Genomic DNA, 19507 nt, shown 5'->3' with positions numbered 1-19507 from the left:
GAGCGTTGAGATCAGGCTTCGACAAACCCCATCGAAATCAGGGCTTGGGCGAAATCGTCGTCGGTGAAGGGCTTGATCAGTATTTTGCCTTCAGGGAAGCCATCCATCATCACGGATTTTTCATCATAGCCGGTCGAATAGAGGATTGGCACCGCGCGTTCGCGCAGCGCCTTGGCAGCTTCCAGCGAGGTTTCGTCGCCGAGATTGATGTCGAGCAGCGCCATCGAGATATCGTTGCCGCCAGCGATGTGCTGCAACGCTTCATCGACGGTGCCGAAGATGACCACGTCGCGCGCACCGAATTCGCTTAGCATCGCGGCCGCGTCATAGGCCACGATCATTGCGTCTTCGAGAACCAGCGCGGTGCCGTCGATCCGAGGTGGCGCACAAAGAGTCACGAGGACCGCCTAGCCGCGCGGCGGGCATCGCTTGCGCGATTCTCGCTTCGTTCGTGCTGGATATTCCGGGGCATCAGCATCCTGTCCTTGCAGATAACTGCGTTCGAAGGGGGAAGGGATCGTAGTTGATCCGGCGTCGCATCTGAAATTTAGGCGTCAGTCCCGGTCGACGGTGCGCTGAGAGGCCTCTTGAACCTTAATGCACGTCATAATCTTCGGGGTCATTTAACTATGACATACCTTCGCAATTCGTCTAGCCGCTTGTTTCCGGCTCTACAAAGCATCGTGAACGCCTGTCGGCGGAAACGTGAGGCAAATAACGGGAAACACTCGCTTCCTCCCGAAGATCGAAAGGAACCCGCCAAGGCCATCCGCGTTGCCTTATGACGCAAAAGTGAGCCAAGGCATGACAAGTAACTGTAGAAATTGCCCCTTCGTCGATAATCCCGCCTTCATGGCGCCGGATCCGGGTGAAGAAGCGATCACTGAAGCCGCCCGGGCGGGCGAGCTGCGGATGCCCTCGGGCCAGGCCGTGGTGATGGAAGGGAACGAGCCGCAGCGCTTTTTCACTCTGCTCGAGGGTCAGGCGATGCGCTACCGGATGCTGGAAGACGGACGGCGGCAGGTGCTCAATTTCCTCTTTCCCGGCGATCTGATCGGTCTCGACGCGATCATGATGGGCGTGGCCTCGCATACCACCGAGGCGCTGACGCCGGTGAAGCTCAGCGTATTCGACCGCAGACAGGTCTGGGAACTGTTCTCGAAAATGCCGCAGCGCGCGATGATGCTGACATGGCAGGTCGCGCGCGAGGAGCATTTCCTCGGCGATGCGCTGGTGACGGTTGGCCAGCGCTCGGCGCGCGAGGCGCTCGCATGGGCCTTCGTGACGCTCTACGAGCGCGGCATGCAGACCGGGCTGGTGCGCGATGGCAAGATGCCGTTCCCCGTCCGCCAGCAGGATCTTGCGGATGCGCTTGGGCTGTCACTGGTTCACACCAACAAGACCCTCGCCCGCCTGCGCAGCGAAGGGTTGGTTCAGTGGGCGCAGGGGATTCTCCAACTGCCAGATCTGGAAAAGCTCGCCGACATAGGAGTCGTCGAGCTCGGATCCGGGAAGCCACGCTACTATTTGTAGTGGCGTAATTCCCCAGCCCGACCGCAGCCGCACACCGATTCTCGAAGCTTTTCACATAGGCGAAAAGCGACTTTTCGCAGGGTGACGCAGAGGAATACCGGAAAAGATCTGCAGCGATGTCCTATGACGTAGCGCGTTCATCGGTTTCGCGGCAGATGCTGGCTTTCCTCGAATAACTTCACAAAACGGAACCGAGCAAGCTTGGAAGACCTGTCTCGAAAATCTGACTTCGCCAATCTGGCGGACGTTTCCCATTCGCAACGCGCGGTGCCCGTGGGCGCGGCGCTTCTGCCCGAGTCCACGCCGCTGATCGCGCGGATCGAGCGCGGCATCGCCATGCGCTATACTCTGATCGAAGACGGGCGTCGGCAGGTCGAGGCGCTGGTTTATCCCGGCGATCTCTGCGGCCTCACCAGTGTGCTGCACGGCCCCGGGGCGAGTTACTACGAGGCGCTCACGCCGGTGATACTGTCGAGCTTCGATCCGGCCGATCTGCGCCAACCCGCGATCAACGGCCCAGATCGCGACACTGCGCTTCTTTGGCTGATGACGCGCGAACTGACGCGGCTTTCGGGCTGGCTGGCCTCCGTCGGGCAGCGCAACGCCAACGAGGGCATCGCCTGGTTCGTGATGCACGCATGGGAGCGCGCCGAGGCGGTCGGTCTGATCGAGAAGGACAGCGCCCCGTTCCCCTTTGCCCAGCAGGTCGTGGCAGACTCGCTCGGGCTCTCGCTGGTGCATACCAACAAGACGATCCGCCGTCTGCGCGATCAGGGGCTCTTCCGCATCTCCGGCGGGCGCGTACGGATTTCCTCGCTTCCGGCGCTGCGTCGGGCGGCCGCTCTCTAAGCTCTTCCCTGTCGCCCAAACGACGCGCTGCGACCTTGTTTGGCGCCGGTCCGACACAGCGCCCAGGAGGGCCAGATCCGGCCTCCAAAGCGAGTCCCGCACCCGGCGACGCCCCTCACATCCGGCGTGACCTCAAGCGCGCGTGATCGGCTAAGTTGCTCATTTTGCTCACGGATCGCTCACCGCCGCATCACAAGCGCGAGAGATTGGCCCATTTGCCCCTGTGTTTCGATGCGCGCGTTCAAGCCCAACCCCCTTTATTTATTGGGAATTTTTTCGTGTGTCGCAGGACTGTGATGGAAATTGTGCATATATTTCATATGTTTGCGGCTGTTCCTGCGACAATTTGTCAAGACCGATTGACCTCAAGGGCGCTGCCCTAGAGTGGAAGGCAACGCGCGGGATGGGAGCCCTCGCGGCCTCCCCCGAGAGACCCCTATGCCCCCGCGCCAAGAAGAGGGAATAGGAAAGGTATTTCCGTGTTGTTTGAAAAAATCTACAAGCGGCCCAGCCGCCTCGCTGCCCCGGTCCTGTTGACCGTCGCGGCTGCATGGCTGTCAGGTTGCGCGGAGAACGGGGTGATGACCCCGCTCGGGCCGGTCGCGGCCGGAGAACGCGCGCACTTGATCAGCTTCTTTCTCTGGATGCTGCCCATCACGTTGCCGATCCTGATCGGTACGCCGTGGATCGCGATGCGCTATCGCCGCCATGGCGGCAAGGGCAAGTACGACCCGAACTGGGCACACTCGGTTGGGGCCGAAGTCGTGATCTGGGGCGGTGCCACGCTCACCTTCCTCATCGTCGGCTGGCTCACCTGGGGCCACGTGCAGGGCGAAGACCCCTACAAGCCGACGGGCAAGGACCCGATGCATGTGAAGGTCATCGGTTCCGAGTGGAAATGGATGTTCATCTATCCCGGCAAGGTCGCCGCCGTGAACCGGCTGGTTCTTCCCGAGAACACCCCGGTCGAGTTCGACCTGACCGCGACCGGCGCGATGCAGAGCTTCTGGATTCCGCGTCTCGCGGGCCAGATCTATGCGATGCCCGGCATGAAGACGAAGATGAACCTGACCACCTCGGAGAACCCGTCGCAGACCTATGGCTTCAACAGCCAGTTCAACGGCGCGGCTTTCCCGCTCAACAAGTTCGAAGTGGACGTGGTGAGCCAGGATCAGTTCAACGCCTTCCTGCAAGAGCCCAAGCACCCCTTCGCCCAGCTCGAGAAGCAGTTCAAGAAAACCGCGACCTGGTCGGGGCCTGAACTCTTCGAGCCGCCGGAGACCGGTTTCTGGGACAAGGTGGCTATGAACCCCGACATGCTGACCGATGGTGGCGCCGCCATCCTTCCCGACAACGCGCCCGAGCAGAAACAGATCGATGACGCGATCCGCGACGAGCTGCATGTCTCGCAAATTCAACCTCAAGGGGACGCGCAATGAGTATTCTTGGTAGTCTCGACTGGAACGATATCTTCATCGTTCCCTTCTTTACGGAGCCGTCTCTGTCCACCGGGATCGCGGCCGGCGCCGGCGGCGTCGTCGTGCTCGGCGCGCTCGCGGTCATGGTTCTGCTGACCGTCAAAGGCTGGTGGAAACCGCTCTGGTCCAACTGGATCACTACGCTCGATCACAAGAAGATCGGCGTCATCTACATCGTTCTTGCCCTGATCATGCTGATCCGCGGCGTGCTCGAGGCGGTCGTGATGCGCGCCCAGCAGGTCTCGCCCGCACCGGGCTTCCTGTCGGTCGAACACCACGCAGAGCTGTTCTCGACCCACGGCACGATCATGATCTTCTTCGTGGCGATGCCCTTCCTGACCGGCGTCATCAACGTCGTCATGCCGCTCCAGATCGGTGCGCGCGACATGGAGTTCCCCTTCATGAACGCGGTTTCGCTCTGGCTGTCGATCGGCGGTGCGGCGCTCGTGATGGCCTCGCTCGTCGTCGGTCACTTCGAGACCGGCGGTTGGACCGCTTACCCGCCCTACACGGGCATCAAGCTGTCGCCGAACGAGGGCGTGGATTACTGGATCTGGTCGCTGGGCCTGACATCGGTGGGCTCGACGCTTTCCGGCATCAACTTCCTCGTGACGATCTACAAGCAGCGTGCCCCCGGCATGAAACTGTTCGACATGTCGATCTTCGCCTGGGCGACGCTGTGCACCGCGATCCTGATGATCTTCGCGATGATGCCGCTGACGGTGGCCTCGCTGATGCTGGCGCTTGATCGTCAGGCGGGCTTCCACTTCTTCACCGCCACCCAAGGCGGCAACATGATGAACTTCGCCAACATGTTCTGGCTGTTCGGTCACCCGGAAGTCTACATCCTGATCCTGCCGGCCTTCGGTGTGTTCTCGGAAGTCATCCCGACCTTCTCGGGCAAGAAGATCTACGGCTACACCTCGCTGGTCTGGGCCACCATTGCCATCGCAGTGCTGTCCTTCACCGTCTGGGTGCACCACTTCTTCACGATGGGCCAGACGGCCAACCTGAACGCGATCTTCGGGATCGCCACGATGACGATCGGCGTGCCGACGGGCGTGAAGGTCTTCAACTGGATGCTGACGATGTGGCGCGGCAAGCTGCGGTTCTCGACCGCGATGCTGTTCTCCACCGGCTTCATCTTCACCTTCGTGATCGGCGGGATCACGGGCGTCATGCTCGCCAACCCGACGATCGACTTCGCAACCCACAACTCGCTGTTCCTGGTGGCGCACTTCCACAACATGCTCATCCCGGGCCTGCTGTTCGGTATGTTCGCGGCCGTGAACTTCTGGTTCCCGCTCTGCTTCGGCTTCCGCCTCGACGAGAAATGGGGCCGTCGCAGCTTCTGGCTGTGGATGATCGGCTTCTACGGGGCCTTCATGCCGCTCTACGCGATCGGCCTGATGGGCGCTCCGCGCCGCATGGCCTTCTTCACCGAGCCGGCCTACTTCCCGTGGCTGGTGATCGCGATGCTCGGCGCGCTCTGCGTGCTGGCGGGTCTGACCGCGCAGGTCATCCAGATCTGGGTCTCGGTCAAGAACCGTGAGAGCCTGATGGTGCCGGCGGGCGATCCGTGGGACGGTCGTGGTATCGAATGGTCGCTGGGCTGCCCGGTGCCGGAGTACGACTTCACCACCATTCCCGCGATGACCTCGCGCGAGCCGTGGGTCGATGCGAAGGAAGCGGGCAAGCGGATCATGGATCCGACCGAGTTCGTCGACATCCATCTGCCGAAGCCGACCGGTATGCCCTTCCTCGTGGGCCTCGTCGCGACGCTCTTCGCGTTCGCCATGATCTTCCAGATGTGGCTGATCGCGGCGGTGGGCTTCGTGGCCATGTGGGTGCTGGTGCTGATCCGCTCCTACGACACCGATTGGGAAGAAACCATCACTGCGGAAGAACTGCGTGAGGGCTATGAAGCCCATAAGCGCCTCGTCGAAACCACGCCGCAAATCCGGCTCGACGATGAGTTCACCACCAAGAACCGCGGCCTGATCATGGAGACGCAGGTATGAGTGCAACTATGAGCAACACGGGGGCAGCGCACGCTGCCTCCCACGATCACGGCCATCACGACAAGACGGGCACGGTGATCTTCGGCTTCTGGATCTTCCTGATGTCGGATCTCATCGCCTTCTCGCTGATGATCGCCAACTACGCCGATGCCGAATGGCACGGCATCGCGAACGGGCCGAGCCCGCATGAGCTGTTCAGCCTCGGCCTGCCCACGATCGAGACGATGGCGCTGCTGATCTCGACCTTCACCTTCGGCATCTGCACGCTGGGGATGAAATACGGCGCGTCGATGAAGCGCACCGTGGGCTGGCTCGTCCTGACGCTGGCACTCGGCGCGATCTTCCTCGGGATCGAACTCTACGAATTCCACGAGTTCTGGACCGAGGGAAACACGCCGCAAGTGTCGGGCTTCCTGACCGCCTATTACTCGCTGGTGGGTCTGCACGGTCTGCACGTCACCTCGGGTATCATCTGGGGCATCCTGCTGATGATTCAGATGAAGACCTTCGGGATGAACGACCTGATCAAGTCGCGCCTCGTGCGTCTGGGCCTGTTCTGGCACATGCTGGACATCGTCTGGATCGCGCTGTTCACGAAAGTCTACCTGATGGGGGTGCTGTGATGGATTATATCAACTCCGACGTCGGCATGGACTCGGCTGAGTACAAGCACGACATGGCGCGCTATGTCTGGGGCTTCGCCCTCTCGGTGGTCCTGACGCTCGCAGGCGTCGTGATCGTCGCGGGCGGCATGTTCTCGGTCGGTGTCGCATGGTCCCTCGTGGGGCTGCTCGGCATCGCGCAGCTGGTGATCCAGTTCTGGGCCTTCATGCACCTCGATTTCTCGAAAGAGGCGCGGCCGGACCTGTATCTGGTGCTGTTCACCTTCCTGCTCATCATCCTTATGGCCGCGGGCACCGTCTGGGTGCTGGCCGATCTGGCAAGCCGGATGGGTATGGGCGCCGGCAGCATGTGAGCCGAGGGGCCGGGGCCTTCGGTCCCGCGCCGCCAAGACAAAAAGAAACGCGGGCAGCGAAAACTGCCCGCGTTTTTTCATGTCCGCCTTTGCTGCGCGGTTACATCGGGAAAAGCTGGTAGCCTTGGCTCTCGAGCACCGGAACCGCCGCCAGCGCGGAGAGCGCCACATCCACATTCGGCCCGACCTGATCCTCGCTGAAGCCGTGATCGGCCAGCGCCTGCCCGCAGACGTAGAGCGTGACGCCTGCCTCCGCGAGCTCCTTCTTGAGCTTCGTGTCTGGATCATCGTTACCGAATTTCTTTTTATACGCTTCCGGCGAGAGGGCGAGCTTGGTCGCCGCGCCGTGCAGCACCACCGCGAACTTGCGATGCTCCTTGTCGACCCCCGCATTGCCGTAGACGTTGACCGCGCGCGCGACATGCCAGAGCGCCGCGTTCACGCCGTCTTCCATCGTCTTGTCGCCGCCGACGTCGAAGACGATCTTCCAGTCCTTTTTCGGGTCAGGGGTCAGCGCGCCATCGGGCACGGGATGCATCTTGCCGTAATCCTTCACGACCGGGTTGATCCATTCGGTCTGACCGGAGCCGGTTCCGGGATCGTCCGAGGCGGCGTAGGCCATGGTGCTGCCAAGCGCGATCGCGGCGAAATAGGGGATGACGAGGCGGGCGGGATAGCGCATCGGGAAACTCCTCGGATTGCAGGTGCCTTCGGGCTGCGAAATCGCAGCTCAGGGACAATCCGGAGACGGGGGCGCACGTTCCTCTACGATTTCTCACGCGCGATCCAGTTTTTGTGAGCGCAGGTTCGGGCGCGAGAACGCAAAGAAAAACGCCGCTCGAATAAGCGGCGTTCAGGGTGGTCTAGACGGTGAAGGGGGGGCTCAGGAGCCCCAGTGCCGCACCGGACCGCAATCCATATGCACGAAGTTCGAGCGCGAGTACTTGCCCACGCCGCCGGCATGGCAGGCGGTCGCTGCCTTGTACATCTGGCTGACCGAGCGCGACTTCAGCCGCAGGTCCATCGCCAGCCCCTTCATGTGCAGCGAGTTCTTCGCGACGCCTTTCGAGCGGGCGCGCAGCATCGCGTTGGTCTTGGGCGAGCGGTAGCCCGAGAGCAGCATGTAAGGTTCGTTCGATTCCATCAGGTTGTGTGCGGCCGCCGCGATGTCCACGGTGCGCGCGTCGATGTTTTTCAGCTGGTTGGTGCGCCAGTCGCGGGCGAAGTAGGTGATTTCCTTCAGCGCGTCCGGGATATACTCGCCTTCGATCCAGTAAACGGTGTCGAGCGTCTCGCCGGTACGACCGTTATACATCTTGATCCGTCGGATATCCCCAGCGCCCTTGAGTAGACCGAAAGCGTTACTCATGGTGGGGGCTGCCGTCACCATGGTCGCAGCAAATGCGCCCAGAAGGCCGCGCCGGGAAATCGTCGTCATAGCAAGTTCCTGTGTTCGCCTGTCTCTCGATTTACCCGCCCTGTTTCGGGCGGTTGAGGGATGGTAGCCCCAAACTTCTCACTTCTTATGGCATAGACCGATTAATCGATAAAGAACGGAACTGATGCATCTTTGCCATAACGAGGCGGGTCGGCAAAAATTCGCCTGCCGGTAGTAAAAATCTCCTCACAGCCATGTGGGAGCGGCGCGAGGCCGCGGCCCCGGGTGGAGGAAAGGCGCTGTTGCGCGCCTGCATCTTTCCTCGGGCCTCGGCTCAATTCGTTGCGCGCAGGCAACGCTTTGCTGGACAGTTGCGGGTAAGTTTGGAACATCTGGAACGAAGGGTCCGGGCAGGGGTTTAGACGCCATGACGCGCAATTTCCGTAAGATAGGGCTGGCCTTCGCGCTGGCTACGCTCGCCGCCGGCGCCCAGGCGCAAGGCACTGCCCAGATCGCCGCCCAAGGGGCCATGTCGCCATTGGCAGGGGTCGAACTCTCGGGATTCACCCAAGCTGTCGCCGAAGCCGCCGCCAAGACTCCCGCCCTCGCCGCCTTCTACGCCGCGCGCGATTACCGACCGATCTGGACCGCCGCCGGGGATGCCGATCGCCGCGCCGCCTTCATGCGAGCGCTCGACCTGTCGAGCCTGCAGGGGCTGCCGACCGCGCATTACGATCCCGCGGGCCTGCGTGTCGCCTTCGCCGCCGTCCAGTCCGAGCGCCAGCGCGGTCTGCTCGAAGTGAAGATGAGCCAGATCTTCCTCGATTACGCGCATGACCTGTCGCATGGCGTGCTCGATCCGCACAGCGTGATTTCCGATATCAAGCGCGAACCCAAGCGCGCCGATCCCGAGGCCCGGATCACTGCCTTCGCGGCCTCGACGAACCCCGCGCTGTTCCTGCGCGAACTCGCTCCGCAGATGCCGCAATATGCGCAGCTCGTGAAAGCGCGTCTCGATCTGGAGCATCAGATAGAAGCGGGTGGCTGGGGGCCGACGGTGCCCGGCTCCAAGCTCGAGCCCGGCGACAGCGGGCCGGACGTGATCGCGCTTCGGAACCGGCTGCAGAAGATGGGCTATCTGGGCCGCACCGCCAGCGCGAGTTACGACGCCGATATGCAGAAGGCGGTGCAGGCCTACCAGGCCGATCAGGGGCTCGCGACCGACGGCATCGCCGGGCCGAGCACGCTGGGCGAGTTGAACAAGAGCCCGGAGGCGCGGATGAAATCCATCCTCGTCGCGATGGAGCGTCTGCGCTGGATGAACGGCATCGATTTCTCGCAACGCTACGTCTGGGTCAACATCACCGATTTTTCGGTCCGCGTGGTCGATCATGGCAAGACCATTTTCCGCTCGGTCACCGTGGTCGGGCAGAACAGCTCGGATCGCCGCACGCCGGAGTTCTCCGACGAGATGGAGCGGATGGTCATCAACCCGGCATGGCATGTGCCGCGCTCGATCGTGACCAAGGAATATCTGCCGAAGATGCAGCGCAATCCGAACGCGGCGAGCCAGCTTCAGTTGATCGACAGCCAAGGCCGGGTCGTGCCGCGCTCGGCGGTGAATTTCGCGGCTTATAATGCGAGCAACTTCCCCTTCGCGATGAAAGAGCCGCCATCGAGCCGCAACGCGCTCGGGCTGGTGAAATTCCTGTTCCCGAACCGCTGGAATATCTACCTGCACGACACACCGTCGAAATCGCTCTTCCAGAAAGAGACGCGGGCGTTCAGCCACGGCTGCGTGCGCGTCGGCGACCCCTTCGATCTGGCATATACCCTTCTGAGCGCGCAAAGCGACAATCCCGAGGCGGAGTTCAAGCGCATCCTCAATTCGGGGCGCGAAACTGTGGTGCCGCTGGAAAAGCACGTTCCCGTGCACCTGACCTACTTCACCGCCTGGCCGACCGCGACCGGCCATGTCGAGTATCGCCGCGACGTCTACGGGCGTGACGCGATCCTCTTCGACGCGCTGCAAAAGGCCGGGGTGGAATTGGGTACGCAGGACAGCTAAATCTCTGGCAACGGGGGCGGTACTCCCGCCCCCAAGCGACCATGAGAGGATCGGCCATGTCCCAGACAATCGAGCAAATCGCGAAGGCGCTGGAGGCCCGCGCCGAAGGCGACCTGACGATCGAGGTGACGGGAGCTTCCGAGCCCGCCGCTGCGGGGCCCGACCAGATCGCGCTGGCGATGAGCGAGAAATACGCCGAAGGTCTGCAAGCCGGGAAGGCCCGCGCCGCGCTGGTATGGGAAGGCGCGGATTGGCGCGGCTACGGGCTGGAGGCCGCGGTTTTTGTGACCCGGCCCCGGCTCGCGATGGCGGGGCTGTCGAAAGCCTTCGACCCGGGCCCCTCGATCGCCTCCGGCGTTCACCCCTCCTGCGTGATCGACCCGACCGCCGTGATCGGCGCGGACGCGGCCATCGGTCCGTTCACCATCGTCGGGCCGGACGTGCGGATCGGCCCGGGCGCGCGCATCGTCGGGCAGGTCACGATCGGTGAGGGCGCCCGGATCGGGGCCGAGGCGCTGATCCATGCCGGCGTGCGCATCGGCGCGCAGGTGGTGATCGGCGACCGGTTCGTCTGCCAGCCCGGCGCGGTGATCGGCTCGGACGGGTTTTCCTTCGTCACGCCCGATCCCTCCGGCGTCGAGGAAATCCGCCAAACGCTCGAGCAGCGCGAAGAGATCACCGAGCAGAAATGGACCCGCATCCATTCTCTGGGAACGGTCGAGATCGGCGACGATGTCGAGATCGGCGCCAATACCTGCATCGACCGTGGCACCGTGCGCGCGACGGCCATCGGCTCGGGCAGCAAGCTCGATAACCTCGTCCATATCGGTCACAACGTGCAAGTCGGCGAGGATTGTCTGCTCTGCGGGCAGGTCGGTGTCGCGGGCTCCACCCGGATCGGGCACCGCGTGGTGCTCGCAGGCCAATGCGGCGTGTCGGACAATATCACCGTGGGCGACGACGTGATCGCGGCGGGCGGGACCAATATCTACACCAACGTGCCGAAGGGCCGCACGATCTGGGGCAGCCCGGCGGTGAAGATGGAAACGCAGCTCGAGATCAACAAATCTCTGCGCAGACTGCCGAGATTGTTTGCGCAAATGGCCGAGCTTCGAGAAACTGTTACGAAACTCACGCAAAAAGGCGGCACGGAGTAACGCCAGATATGAGGCCAGACGTGCAAGACCAGGTTTTCTCGATCATCGCCCGCGAAGCCCTTCGTGAGCCCTCCGAGCTTTCGCCCGAAATGACCCTCGACGAGTTGGGGCTCGACAGTCTCGGTCTGGTGGAGGTGATCTTCGCCATCGAAGAGACGTTCGACGTTTCGGTGCCTTTCAACGCCAACGAGCCCGCCGCCTCGCAATTCGACATGTCCTCGATCGGGGCGATCGTCGGCGCGGTGGAGCGTCTCGTCTCGGGTGGCAAACCCTCGACCGCCGTCGCCTGATGCGGCGCGTCGTCATCACGGGCGCGGGCACGATCAACGCGCTTGGAGAGGGCGTTGCGGCAACCAAGACGGCCATAGCGGAGGGGCGCAGCGGTATCGGGCCGCTCTCCTTCGCTGATGTGGAGCGGTTGAGCATTCGCATCGGCGGCCAGATCCACGGCTTCGATGCCACCAGCCGCTTCACCTCGGCGCAGCTCGCGCAATACGATCCTTTCACCCAATACGCGCTGGTCGCGGGGGCGGAGGCGATGGCTCAAGCCGGGCTGGAGCGCGCCCCCGATCCCGCGGCCTGGGGCTGCATCATCGGCACTGCGGGCGGGGGACACACCACCGCGAACAACGCCTATCGCGCTGTTTTTGCCGACCAAAAGAACCGCGTTCACCCGCTGACGGTGCCCAAGCTGATGGGCAATGCCGCGCCTTCACATCTCTCGATCCGCTACGGGCTGCAGGGGCCGAGCTTCGCCGTCGCCACCGCCTGCGCCAGTTCGAACCACGCGATCGGCCTAGCCTTCCAGATGGTGCGTTCCGGCATGGCCGAGGGGATGCTCGCGGGCGGCTCGGAAGCGATGCTCAATTTCGGTGGGCTGAAAGCGTGGGAAGGGCTGCGGGTGATGTCGCCCGATGGCTGCCGCCCGTTTTCGGCGGATCGCAACGGCATGGTGCAGGGCGAGGGCGCGGGCGTTTTCGTGATCGAGGCGCTGGAAAGCGCCGAGGCGCGCGGCGCGCGGCCCTTGGCCGAGATTGCGGGCTTCGCGATGAATTCCGATGCGCGTGACGTCGTAATGCCCTCGCGCGAGGGGGCGAGCGCGGCGATCTCAGGCGCGCTGCGCGATGCGGCTATGGCGCCTGAAGAGGTCGGCTATATCAACGCCCACGGTACCGGCACGGCGGCCAATGACCGGATCGAGACAGCCGCGATCCGCGCGGCGCTAGGCCCGACGGCCGATCAGGTTGCGGTTTCCTCGACCAAGGCGCTGCACGGCCACTGCATCGGCGGCACGGGGGCGGTGGAGCTGATCGCCTGCCTGATGGCGCTTGGCGACGGGGTGATCGCGCCCACGGCGAATTACACCACACCCGATCCCGACTGCGATCTCGATTACGTGCCCAATACCGCGCGCAAGGCACAGGTCGGCGCGGCGCTGTCCAATGCTTTCGCCTTCGGTGGGCTCAACGCGGTTCTCGCGCTGCGTGCGATATGAAAACGCCGCGCCCGGATCGGGCGCGGCGTCTTTGAACTCAAATGGTTATGAGCCAAAGCTCATCCCTCCAGCTTACTGCTGAACGCCATTTTCCTTGTTGGTTTTCACGGTTTCCTCGAAGGCCTTGGTGAAGCCCTTGAGCGAAATATCCGCTTTCACCTTCTGCTGCGGGTTGGACAGCGGCGTGATCGTGATCGTCGCCTTGCTGCCTTTCTTGAGCGAGTCCAGTTCGGCCTTGCTGACACCGAAACGGGCGAAGCAGCCCATCATCCGCGGGTCGCAGAAGGAATAGGGGTAGACCATCGGCTTGCCTCCATCGACCTGCATCACGAGGTTCTGCGACAGGAGCGTCTGGATCGGCACCATGATGGTGAGGCCGGCTGCGGCCTGGCTGCCATCGGGCAGGCCGATCACCGAGATGTCGGCCACGTTGCCGCCATTCTGGTCCTTGATCACCTGGTACATCTGGCAGGGATCCTTGCCGTCGGGCGACTTGGCGCATTGCAGCTCCCAGTCTTCGTAGGTCGCCTTGACGTAGGTCTGCGGCTCCTGCGGCTTCTGGGCCTGCTGGTCGGCGCCGGGCATGGTCGGGGCGTCCGCAGCCGCATCGGGCGCGGTCTGGCCGTCGGTCGCCTGATCGGTGTTGGTCGCATCCGCAGCCGGGGCCGTCGTGCCATCGGCGCTTGCGCCTGCGGTCGCATCCGCCGACGGGGTCGTGGAGGTGTCGCTCGACGTGGTGTCTTGTGCCCAAGCCCCGCTTGCAAGGCCGAGGGCCAGAGCGAGGGCGAGCGGTTTCGTCAGTTGAGACATATTACTCTTCTCCTGAAACGTATTGGGCGAAGGCTTAACACGGGTCCGCGGCGCTGTCAGTGATGAATTCGGCAGCCGCGCTCACGGATAGGCGGCATGCTGCCACAGTTTCGTGAGGTGCCGGGACGCGCGCGTCGGGCTGGCTGTGAGCGGGAAATGCCGAGAGGCTCAGAGGGGCGATTCATCCGCGACGGGCGCGGGTGTGACGGGGCGTTTCGGGGCCACGATAGCGGGGCTTTCCAAGCGAAAGGGGCCCGTTCAGGACCCCTTCCTTTTCCCCCTGTCGGACTGGCCGACTTCGTCATTGACGCCACGCTAGGCTGTAATTTTTCACAGGTCAACAGGCAAAGTTGAGGAAGTGTTACGCGCGGTGAGGGGATGAGGCGCGCGGCGCAATCCCTTGGCATGCAAGAAAAAGACCGCGCCGAGGAGGGCGCGGCCAGTCTGACAGGGAGGAAGTGCCCCCGTCTGCGCAAAAGCGTAACCCGAGGGCAGGATCACACTGGCGCAAAGGGGTTAAGATAGTATTGTCTGAGCCGGGATTTGTTTGGCGAGGGCGAAATGACAGGTGTTCTGACCGAAGAGGGCGTGTTCGTTGGTGGCGGCGGCGAAGGCTACGCGACGCCGCAGGAATTGAAGCTCCAATACGGCAACCGTCACGGGCTCGTGGCGGGCGCGACGGGCACCGGAAAGACGGTGACGCTGCAGATCCTCGCCGAGGGATTTTCGCAGGCGGGCGTGCCGGTCTTCATGGCCGATGTGAAGGGCGATCTTTCGGGTATCGCGGCCTCCGGCTCGACCGAGGCCAAGCTGCATGACGCCTTCATGGAGCGCGCGCAGACGATCGGCTTCGATCTGGACTACCGCGCCTATCCGACGGTCTTCTGGGACATGTTCGGCGAGAAGGGCCACCCGGTGCGCACGACCGTCTCCGAGATGGGGCCGCTGCTGCTGAGCCGGCTGCTGGGGTTGTCCGAGGCGCAGGAAGGCGCGCTTAACATCGCCTTCCATATCGCCGACAAGGAGGGGCTGGCGTTGCTCGATCTCGATGATCTGCGCGCGATGCTACGCCATATCGGCGAGCGCGCGGACGAGATCGCGCTGGAATACGGCAATGTCGGCACCGCGACGATCGGGGCGATCCAGCGCGACCTGCTGGTGCTGGAGAACCAGGGCGGCGGGCAATTCTTCGGCGAGCCGGCGCTTGACCTGACCGACCTGATCCGAACCGATGAGAACGGGATGGGCCAGATTAACATCCTTGCTGCCGACAAGCTGATGGGAAATCCGCAGCTCTACGCCACCTTCCTTTTGTGGCTGCTTTCGGAACTGTTCGAGGAACTGCCCGAGGTCGGCAACCCGGACAAGCCGAAGCTCGTGTTCTTCTTCGACGAGGCGCACCTGCTGTTCGACGACGCGCCCAAGGCGCTGGTCGACAAGGTAGAGCAAGTGGCGCGGCTGATCCGCTCTAAGGGGGTGGGCGTGTTCTTCATCACCCAGAACCCCGGTGACGTGCCCGACGGCATTCTCAGCCAACTCGGCAACCGGGTGCAGCATGCGCTCAGGGCCTTCACCGCGAAGGATCAGCGCGACCTGCACCGCGCGGCCGAAAACTACCGCGCCAATCCGAGCTTCGACACCGAAATTGCGATAAAGGAGGTCGGCACCGGCGAGGCTGTCACCTCTTTCCTCGAAAAGAAGGGCGTGCCGGGGATGGTCGAGCGCACGCTGATCCGGCCGCCGCAATCGCGCCTCGGCCCGCTTAGCGATACCGAGCGCGCCGCGGTAATTGCGGAAAGCGGTTTGGGCGACAAGTATGACACGCCGGTGGATCGCGAGTCGGCGCAGGAAATCCTTGCCAAGCGCGCCGAACTGGCCGCGCGCGAGGCGGCGGAGGCGGAAGCGCGCGAGAAGGCCGCCAAGACCGCCGCGGGCCGCTCCGAGCTCGATGCGGGGTTCGAGAATTTCAACAACGCGCGGCGCTACGATCCGACGGCGAAGTCGAAGCCGACGCGCAGATCCTCGAGCCGATCCGATACGATACTCGAGACCTTTGGCAAGAGCCTCGCGCGTCAGCTGGGCACCAAGACGGGCCAGACGATCGTGCGCGGGGTTCTCGGCTCGCTCTTCAAGTCACGCTGAGGCTGACATCGATTTTCGGGCCAGCCGGGCTTCGGCGAGCAGGGCGATCAGCACTTCAAGATGGCGGGCGACCGAGTAGGTGGCCTCGCCCGCGCGCCGCGCCTGATCGAGCGCCATTTCCTCCGCCATCAATGCGCGCAGCGCCGCGCCGGGGCGCGGCAGCTCGCTCATCCGCATCACACGCTTGAGGTCGCGTTTGCGGCTGTAATCGCTCAGTCCGAAGCGCGCGGCGCGGATCAGCAGGCGCGGGCGACGCATTCTCGCGACCCCGGCGACGGGTTCGGACGCGACGCTAGCGGGTTCCGTGGTTTCGACGAGATACAGTTGAGCGGAAGGGCGGAGAGCGGGCGTGTCTTTCTGGCGAAATGCGGCGGTCATCGGAAACTCCCTTGAGGTGAGATCCAGAGCGTGACGCAGCTTCACACGGTGTTGCGCAAATTTCGGCGTCAGCGCGCGCCCGGCAAAGCTTTGTTTAGGAAGTTTAAGGAATTCTTGCTGGCGTCCCGTTTGTTAACGAACGGGTAACCAAAGCAACTCACGGTTGTTACCGGACGGACTCGCCGAGCTTTGCCCGGCGTAATCTGGGGGACAGTATGAATTCGATCGCACAGGCCCCGGCGGAACTTCCCGCCTGGCTGCCCAAACATGCCCAACTCTATCTGCGCCATGTCGAAGACGGCATTCCGATCAGGGAGTTGGCACGGGCCGAAGGCTGTGCGGCCTCGACAATCCTGCGCCGCGTGCGCCGGATCGAGGCGCGGCGGGATGATCCGCTGGTCGATGAGGCGCTGGAACGTCTCGGGCGTGCGGCCGGATCGGGCGCTGCCAATCCCTCCATCGCTCCGGGACCGACCGTGCTCCAGAAGGACACGCCCATGACTGCAGCTTTCCGCCCTAGTGAAACTCCCGCCAACGAAGAGCAACTGCGCCGCGAGACGCGCCGCATCCTGCGCCGCCTGTCCGAGCCGGGCGCGCTGTTGATCGTGGGGCGCGAGATGGACAAGGCCGTGGTGCTGCGTGGCACGGTGCGCACGGCGGTGCTGGAGCGGGCGGTGGCGCAGGCCTTCGCACTGAAGGACTGGATCGAGGTGGCCCATGAGGGGCGCGTCACCAGCTACAAGATCACGCATGCGGGGCGCGCAGCGCTGAAGCGTGTGCTCGAAGAAGAGGCCGCCGCGCGCGGGGAGGCCGCCGCCAGTCCCTTCGCTGCGCAACATGGCGAGTTCGTCCAGGAGACGCGCGCCGACGCCGACGGGCACCAGCGCCGTGTGCGCGCCAATCTCGCCGAGAGCCCGCTCGCAGTGCTGGCGCGGCGGCGCGACAAGCAGGGACGGCCGTTCCTGAGCGCCGATCTGGTCGCCGCAGGCGAGCGGCTCCGCGAGGATTTCGAATTGGCGCAGATGGGCCCGCGGGTCGGGCAGAACTGGGAACGCTTCCTGACCGGCGGTGGCGGTCGCGGGCAGTATCGCCCCGAACTGGCGATGGGCGGCGGCTCCGACACCGCGCGGGAGCGGGTGGCGCTGGCGCTGCGCGATCTGGGGCCGGGTCTGGGCGACATGGCGCTGCGCTGCTGCTGTTTCCTCGAAGGGCTGGAGACGGCGGAGAAGCGGCTGGGCTGGTCGGCGCGGTCGGGCAAGATCGTCCTGCGGATCGCCCTGCAACGCCTCAAGCGGCATTACGACGAGACCTATGGCGGGGCCAGTCCGATGATTGGATGAGCGGTGACGCCGTGAACGCGCAATGCGCCACCCAATGCTCAAACCTAACGGGTCGCTAAAGTTAAGGTATCACTTCAATTAAGACCCGTAGGTGACTAGAAGATATAAGAAAAGGCGCGAAAAAACTTTGCGCCGTTTTCACTGTTCGCGGGCCAACGTCTTCGTCGCTGCGAGAATTTTAATTGGAGAGTGGCCTCTTCGTATGCTTCCTCCACCAACATTCGCATAAAGAGAAATTGTAAAAATATCCAAGTATCGATAATTGATGACTATGAATATAACGCTTCGCCAACTCACCTATCTGCGTGCGCTCGCCCAGGCGCGCTCGTTCTCGCGCGCCGCCGAACTGGTCCATGTCAGCCAACCCGCGCTCTCGGTCCAAATCCGCGAGCTGGAGGAGCAGGTCGGTCAGCCGCTGGTCGAGCGCCGCCCGCGCGACGTGCGGTTGACGCGGGCGGGTCGGCGGGTGCTGGAGACCGCCGAGCGGGTCGCGGGCGAGTTGCGCGATCTGCAGTCCGAGGCGCGGCGCGGGCTGGGGCAGATCAATCTCGGCGTGATCCCGACCATCGCGCCCTATCTGCTGCCCGCCGCCTTGCCCGGGCTGCGCGCGGAAGGGGCGCTGCGGCTGCGCGAGGCCACGACCGAGACGCTGCTGACCGAGATAGCCGAGGGCCGCCTCGATGCCGCGATCATCGCCACCCCGGCACCGGAACTGTTCGAGGCCTCGCTGTTCGAGGATCGCTTCCTGCTGGCGGGCACGCCGGACCAGCTGACGATGGTGCGCGGCCTCAGCCCGCAGGCGATCGACCCGGATCAGTTGCTGCTTCTTGATGAGGGGCATTGCCTTGCCGATCAGGCGCTCGCGCTGTGCGGGCTGACGCGGGCGGCGCAACGCATCGACCTTGGTGCGTCGTCGCTGAGCACGCTCTGTGCGCTGGCGGGGCAGGCGATGGGGCTGACGCTGGTGCCCGAGATCGCGAGCCTGCAGGAAACGCGCGCCGTCCCGACGCTCGCGCTAAGTCGTTTCGACGAGGAGCCCGCGCGGATGGTCCGGCTGGTGCGGGCCCGCGAGGTCTCCGATGCCGAGGCATGGTTCGATCCGCTGGTACGCGTGTTGCGAAAGGCGGGCGAGGGGCTGGTCGCGCAGGCGCGCAGACGGTTCTGACCGCCGCCGCGCGCCCCGTGGCTTAGAGCGCCGGCCCGAAACCGGGCCGGCAGTTGGTCACGCCGCCGCTTCGGCGTTGGCGTCGACCAGCCAGTTCAAGACGGTCTCGGGCGAGGACACGCCATAGGGATCTTCGCCGTGGTTGTCTTCGAGGCCGGGCTCCTCGAACCAGGCTTCGATCACGCCGTCATTGACGACGGCCGCATAGCGCCACGACCGCAGACCGAAGCCGAGATTGTCCTTGCGCACCAGCATGCCGACGCGGCGGGTGAACTCGCCCGAACCATCGGGGATCACCTGCACGTTCTCGAGGCCCTGCGCCTTGGCCCACTGGTTCATGACGAAGCTGTCATTGACCGACAGGCAATAGATCGCGTCGATGCCCTGTTCGGCGAAATCGTCGAAGCCCTTCTCGAAACCGGGCAACTGGTAGGTCGAGCAGGTCGGCGTGAAGGCGCCGGGCAGCGCAAACAGCACCACGCGCTTGCCCGCGAAGAAATCCGCGGTGGTCTTGTCCTGCCAGCGGAACGGGTTCGGCCCCTCGATGCTTTCGTCGCGCACGCGGGTGTGGAAGGTGACGTCGGGCAGTTTCGAACCGGGAAGCATAGGGAGGTCTCCTTGATCGGTTGGGAAGGTTGCGTTTTGGAGAGAGGCCTGACTAACGGATGTCGCTTTCGGTCGCAATCGCTGACTTTGCAGATGCAGCATTCGCCGCGC

At 63.8% G+C, this 19507-nt stretch carries 19 protein-coding genes; 13 read left to right on the top strand and 6 right to left on the bottom strand.

The window, feature by feature from the left end:
• Window positions 1-11: 11 nt before the first annotated feature.
• On the bottom strand, window positions 12-398 hold the full coding sequence (locus B6V75_RS04160; protein ID WP_143597886.1) for a response regulator: 387 nt from the start codon (window positions 396-398) through the stop codon (window positions 12-14).
• A 406-nt stretch (window positions 399-804) separates the two neighbouring features.
• Here B6V75_RS04160 and B6V75_RS04155 point away from each other — a divergent pair, with 406 nt between their 5' ends.
• From B6V75_RS04155 to B6V75_RS04130, 6 genes are all read left to right on the top strand, one after another.
• Window positions 805-1533: a Crp/Fnr family transcriptional regulator gene (locus B6V75_RS04155; RefSeq protein ID WP_075774616.1), complete on the top strand. Its 729-nt coding sequence runs from the start codon at window positions 805-807 to the stop codon at window positions 1531-1533.
• Window positions 1534-1734: 201 nt separating this feature from the next.
• On the top strand, window positions 1735-2382 hold the full coding sequence (locus B6V75_RS04150; protein WP_075774617.1) for a Crp/Fnr family transcriptional regulator: 648 nt from the start codon (window positions 1735-1737) through the stop codon (window positions 2380-2382).
• A 479-nt stretch (window positions 2383-2861) separates the two neighbouring features.
• A complete protein-coding gene (locus B6V75_RS04145; protein ID WP_088721714.1) occupies window positions 2862-3821 on the top strand; it encodes a cytochrome ubiquinol oxidase subunit II in 960 nt (319 codons plus the stop codon).
• A complete protein-coding gene (locus B6V75_RS04140; RefSeq protein WP_088718822.1) occupies window positions 3818-5881 on the top strand; it encodes a cbb3-type cytochrome c oxidase subunit I in 2064 nt (687 codons plus the stop codon). The genes B6V75_RS04145 and B6V75_RS04140 overlap by 4 nt, the downstream gene beginning before the upstream one ends.
• Entirely contained in the window at window positions 5878-6504 is a 627-nt protein-coding gene (locus B6V75_RS04135; protein ID WP_088718821.1) for a cytochrome c oxidase subunit 3, read from the top strand. The genes B6V75_RS04140 and B6V75_RS04135 overlap by 4 nt, the downstream gene beginning before the upstream one ends.
• On the top strand, window positions 6504-6857 hold the full coding sequence (locus B6V75_RS04130) for a cytochrome C oxidase subunit IV family protein (protein ID WP_077701192.1): 354 nt from the start codon (window positions 6504-6506) through the stop codon (window positions 6855-6857). Before B6V75_RS04135 ends, B6V75_RS04130 begins: the two co-directional genes overlap by 1 nt.
• 100 nt (window positions 6858-6957) lie before the next feature.
• On the opposite strand, the gene B6V75_RS04125 is transcribed toward B6V75_RS04130, so the two are convergent.
• Together B6V75_RS04125 and B6V75_RS04120 are read right to left on the bottom strand one after the other, a co-directional pair.
• Window positions 6958-7539, bottom strand: a complete 582-nt coding sequence (locus tag B6V75_RS04125; protein WP_088718820.1) for a DsrE family protein — start codon at window positions 7537-7539, stop codon at window positions 6958-6960.
• A gap of 201 nt (window positions 7540-7740) precedes the next feature.
• Complete coding sequence (locus B6V75_RS04120; RefSeq protein WP_075774621.1) at window positions 7741-8295, bottom strand: DUF882 domain-containing protein; 555 nt, start codon at window positions 8293-8295, stop codon at window positions 7741-7743.
• Window positions 8296-8662: 367 nt separating this feature from the next.
• Here B6V75_RS04120 and B6V75_RS04115 point away from each other — a divergent pair, with 367 nt between their 5' ends.
• Genes B6V75_RS04115 through B6V75_RS04100 form a run of 4 tightly spaced genes read left to right on the top strand, consistent with a single transcriptional unit; the run spans window position 8663 to window position 12955 of the window.
• A complete protein-coding gene (locus B6V75_RS04115) occupies window positions 8663-10303 on the top strand; it encodes a L,D-transpeptidase family protein (RefSeq protein WP_088718819.1) in 1641 nt (546 codons plus the stop codon).
• A gap of 56 nt (window positions 10304-10359) precedes the next feature.
• Window positions 10360-11460: a UDP-3-O-(3-hydroxymyristoyl)glucosamine N-acyltransferase gene (locus tag B6V75_RS04110; RefSeq protein WP_088718818.1), complete on the top strand. Its 1101-nt coding sequence runs from the start codon at window positions 10360-10362 to the stop codon at window positions 11458-11460.
• A gap of 8 nt (window positions 11461-11468) precedes the next feature.
• Entirely contained in the window at window positions 11469-11750 is a 282-nt protein-coding gene (locus tag B6V75_RS04105; RefSeq protein ID WP_075774623.1) for an acyl carrier protein, read from the top strand.
• Window positions 11750-12955 (top strand): beta-ketoacyl-[acyl-carrier-protein] synthase family protein, encoded by a 1206-nt coding sequence (locus B6V75_RS04100; protein ID WP_088718817.1) that lies wholly within the window; start codon window positions 11750-11752, stop codon window positions 12953-12955. Before B6V75_RS04105 ends, B6V75_RS04100 begins: the two co-directional genes overlap by 1 nt.
• Before the next feature lie 72 nt (window positions 12956-13027).
• Here the strand turns inward: B6V75_RS04100 and B6V75_RS04095 are convergent, their stop codons facing one another.
• The gene (locus tag B6V75_RS04095; protein WP_088718816.1) at window positions 13028-13765 is read right to left on the bottom strand and encodes an invasion associated locus B family protein; all 738 of its coding nucleotides are present in this window, start codon (window positions 13763-13765) and stop codon (window positions 13028-13030) included.
• Window positions 13766-14326: 561 nt separating this feature from the next.
• On the opposite strand from B6V75_RS04095, the gene B6V75_RS04090 reads away from it, so the two are divergent.
• Complete coding sequence (locus tag B6V75_RS04090) at window positions 14327-15907, top strand: helicase HerA-like domain-containing protein (RefSeq protein ID WP_199224665.1); 1581 nt, start codon at window positions 14327-14329, stop codon at window positions 15905-15907.
• Here B6V75_RS04090 and B6V75_RS04085 read toward each other — a convergent pair.
• The gene (locus B6V75_RS04085; RefSeq protein ID WP_088718815.1) at window positions 15899-16165 is read right to left on the bottom strand and encodes a DUF6477 family protein; all 267 of its coding nucleotides are present in this window, start codon (window positions 16163-16165) and stop codon (window positions 15899-15901) included. The genes B6V75_RS04090 and B6V75_RS04085 overlap by 9 nt on opposite strands.
• Window positions 16166-16500: 335 nt before the next feature.
• Here B6V75_RS04085 and B6V75_RS04080 point away from each other — a divergent pair, with 335 nt between their 5' ends.
• Both B6V75_RS04080 and B6V75_RS04075 read left to right on the top strand, forming a co-directional pair.
• A complete protein-coding gene (locus B6V75_RS04080) occupies window positions 16501-17625 on the top strand; it encodes a DUF6456 domain-containing protein (protein WP_088718814.1) in 1125 nt (374 codons plus the stop codon).
• Window positions 17626-17896: 271 nt separating this feature from the next.
• Entirely contained in the window at window positions 17897-18790 is an 894-nt protein-coding gene (locus B6V75_RS04075; protein WP_088719386.1) for a LysR family transcriptional regulator, read from the top strand.
• 57 nt (window positions 18791-18847) lie between these two features.
• Here the strand turns inward: B6V75_RS04075 and B6V75_RS04070 are convergent, their stop codons facing one another.
• Window positions 18848-19396, bottom strand: coding sequence for a peroxiredoxin (locus B6V75_RS04070; protein WP_075774627.1), 549 nt, complete (start codon window positions 19394-19396; stop codon window positions 18848-18850).
• Between the last annotated feature and the right edge of the window lie 111 nt (window positions 19397-19507).

Source organism: Thioclava sp. F1Mire-8 (genome assembly GCF_002213165.1).
GTDB classification, from domain to species: domain Bacteria; phylum Pseudomonadota; class Alphaproteobacteria; order Rhodobacterales; family Rhodobacteraceae; genus Thioclava; species Thioclava nitratireducens.
Note: the sequence above shows the minus strand (reverse complement) of the source record. Positions and strands in the feature narration are given on the sequence as shown.

What these genes read in the sequence shown, in the direction of transcription:
- B6V75_RS04155 (WP_075774616.1), top strand. Translation starts at nt 805, where the DNA reads ATGACAAGTAACTGTAGAAATTGCCCCTTCGTCGATAATCCCGCCTTC.
- B6V75_RS04140 (WP_088718822.1), top strand. Translation starts at nt 3,818, where the DNA reads ATGAGTATTCTTGGTAGTCTCGACTGGAACGATATCTTCATCGTTCCC.
- B6V75_RS04135 (WP_088718821.1), top strand. Translation starts at nt 5,878, where the DNA reads ATGAGTGCAACTATGAGCAACACGGGGGCAGCGCACGCTGCCTCCCAC.
- B6V75_RS04130 (WP_077701192.1), top strand. Translation starts at nt 6,504, where the DNA reads ATGGATTATATCAACTCCGACGTCGGCATGGACTCGGCTGAGTACAAG.
- B6V75_RS04125 (WP_088718820.1), bottom strand. Translation starts at nt 7,539, where the DNA reads ATGCGCTATCCCGCCCGCCTCGTCATCCCCTATTTCGCCGCGATCGCG.
- B6V75_RS04120 (WP_075774621.1), bottom strand. Translation starts at nt 8,295, where the DNA reads ATGACGACGATTTCCCGGCGCGGCCTTCTGGGCGCATTTGCTGCGACC.
- B6V75_RS04115 (WP_088718819.1), top strand. Translation starts at nt 8,663, where the DNA reads ATGACGCGCAATTTCCGTAAGATAGGGCTGGCCTTCGCGCTGGCTACG.
- B6V75_RS04110 (WP_088718818.1), top strand. Translation starts at nt 10,360, where the DNA reads ATGTCCCAGACAATCGAGCAAATCGCGAAGGCGCTGGAGGCCCGCGCC.
- B6V75_RS04105 (WP_075774623.1), top strand. Translation starts at nt 11,469, where the DNA reads ATGAGGCCAGACGTGCAAGACCAGGTTTTCTCGATCATCGCCCGCGAA.
- B6V75_RS04100 (WP_088718817.1), top strand. Translation starts at nt 11,750, where the DNA reads ATGCGGCGCGTCGTCATCACGGGCGCGGGCACGATCAACGCGCTTGGA.
- B6V75_RS04095 (WP_088718816.1), bottom strand. Translation starts at nt 13,765, where the DNA reads ATGTCTCAACTGACGAAACCGCTCGCCCTCGCTCTGGCCCTCGGCCTT.
- B6V75_RS04090 (WP_199224665.1), top strand. Translation starts at nt 14,327, where the DNA reads ATGACAGGTGTTCTGACCGAAGAGGGCGTGTTCGTTGGTGGCGGCGGC.
- B6V75_RS04085 (WP_088718815.1), bottom strand. Translation starts at nt 16,165, where the DNA reads ATGCGTCGCCCGCGCCTGCTGATCCGCGCCGCGCGCTTCGGACTGAGC.
- B6V75_RS04080 (WP_088718814.1), top strand. Translation starts at nt 16,501, where the DNA reads ATGAATTCGATCGCACAGGCCCCGGCGGAACTTCCCGCCTGGCTGCCC.
- B6V75_RS04075 (WP_088719386.1), top strand. Translation starts at nt 17,897, where the DNA reads ATGAATATAACGCTTCGCCAACTCACCTATCTGCGTGCGCTCGCCCAG.
- B6V75_RS04070 (WP_075774627.1), bottom strand. Translation starts at nt 19,396, where the DNA reads ATGCTTCCCGGTTCGAAACTGCCCGACGTCACCTTCCACACCCGCGTG.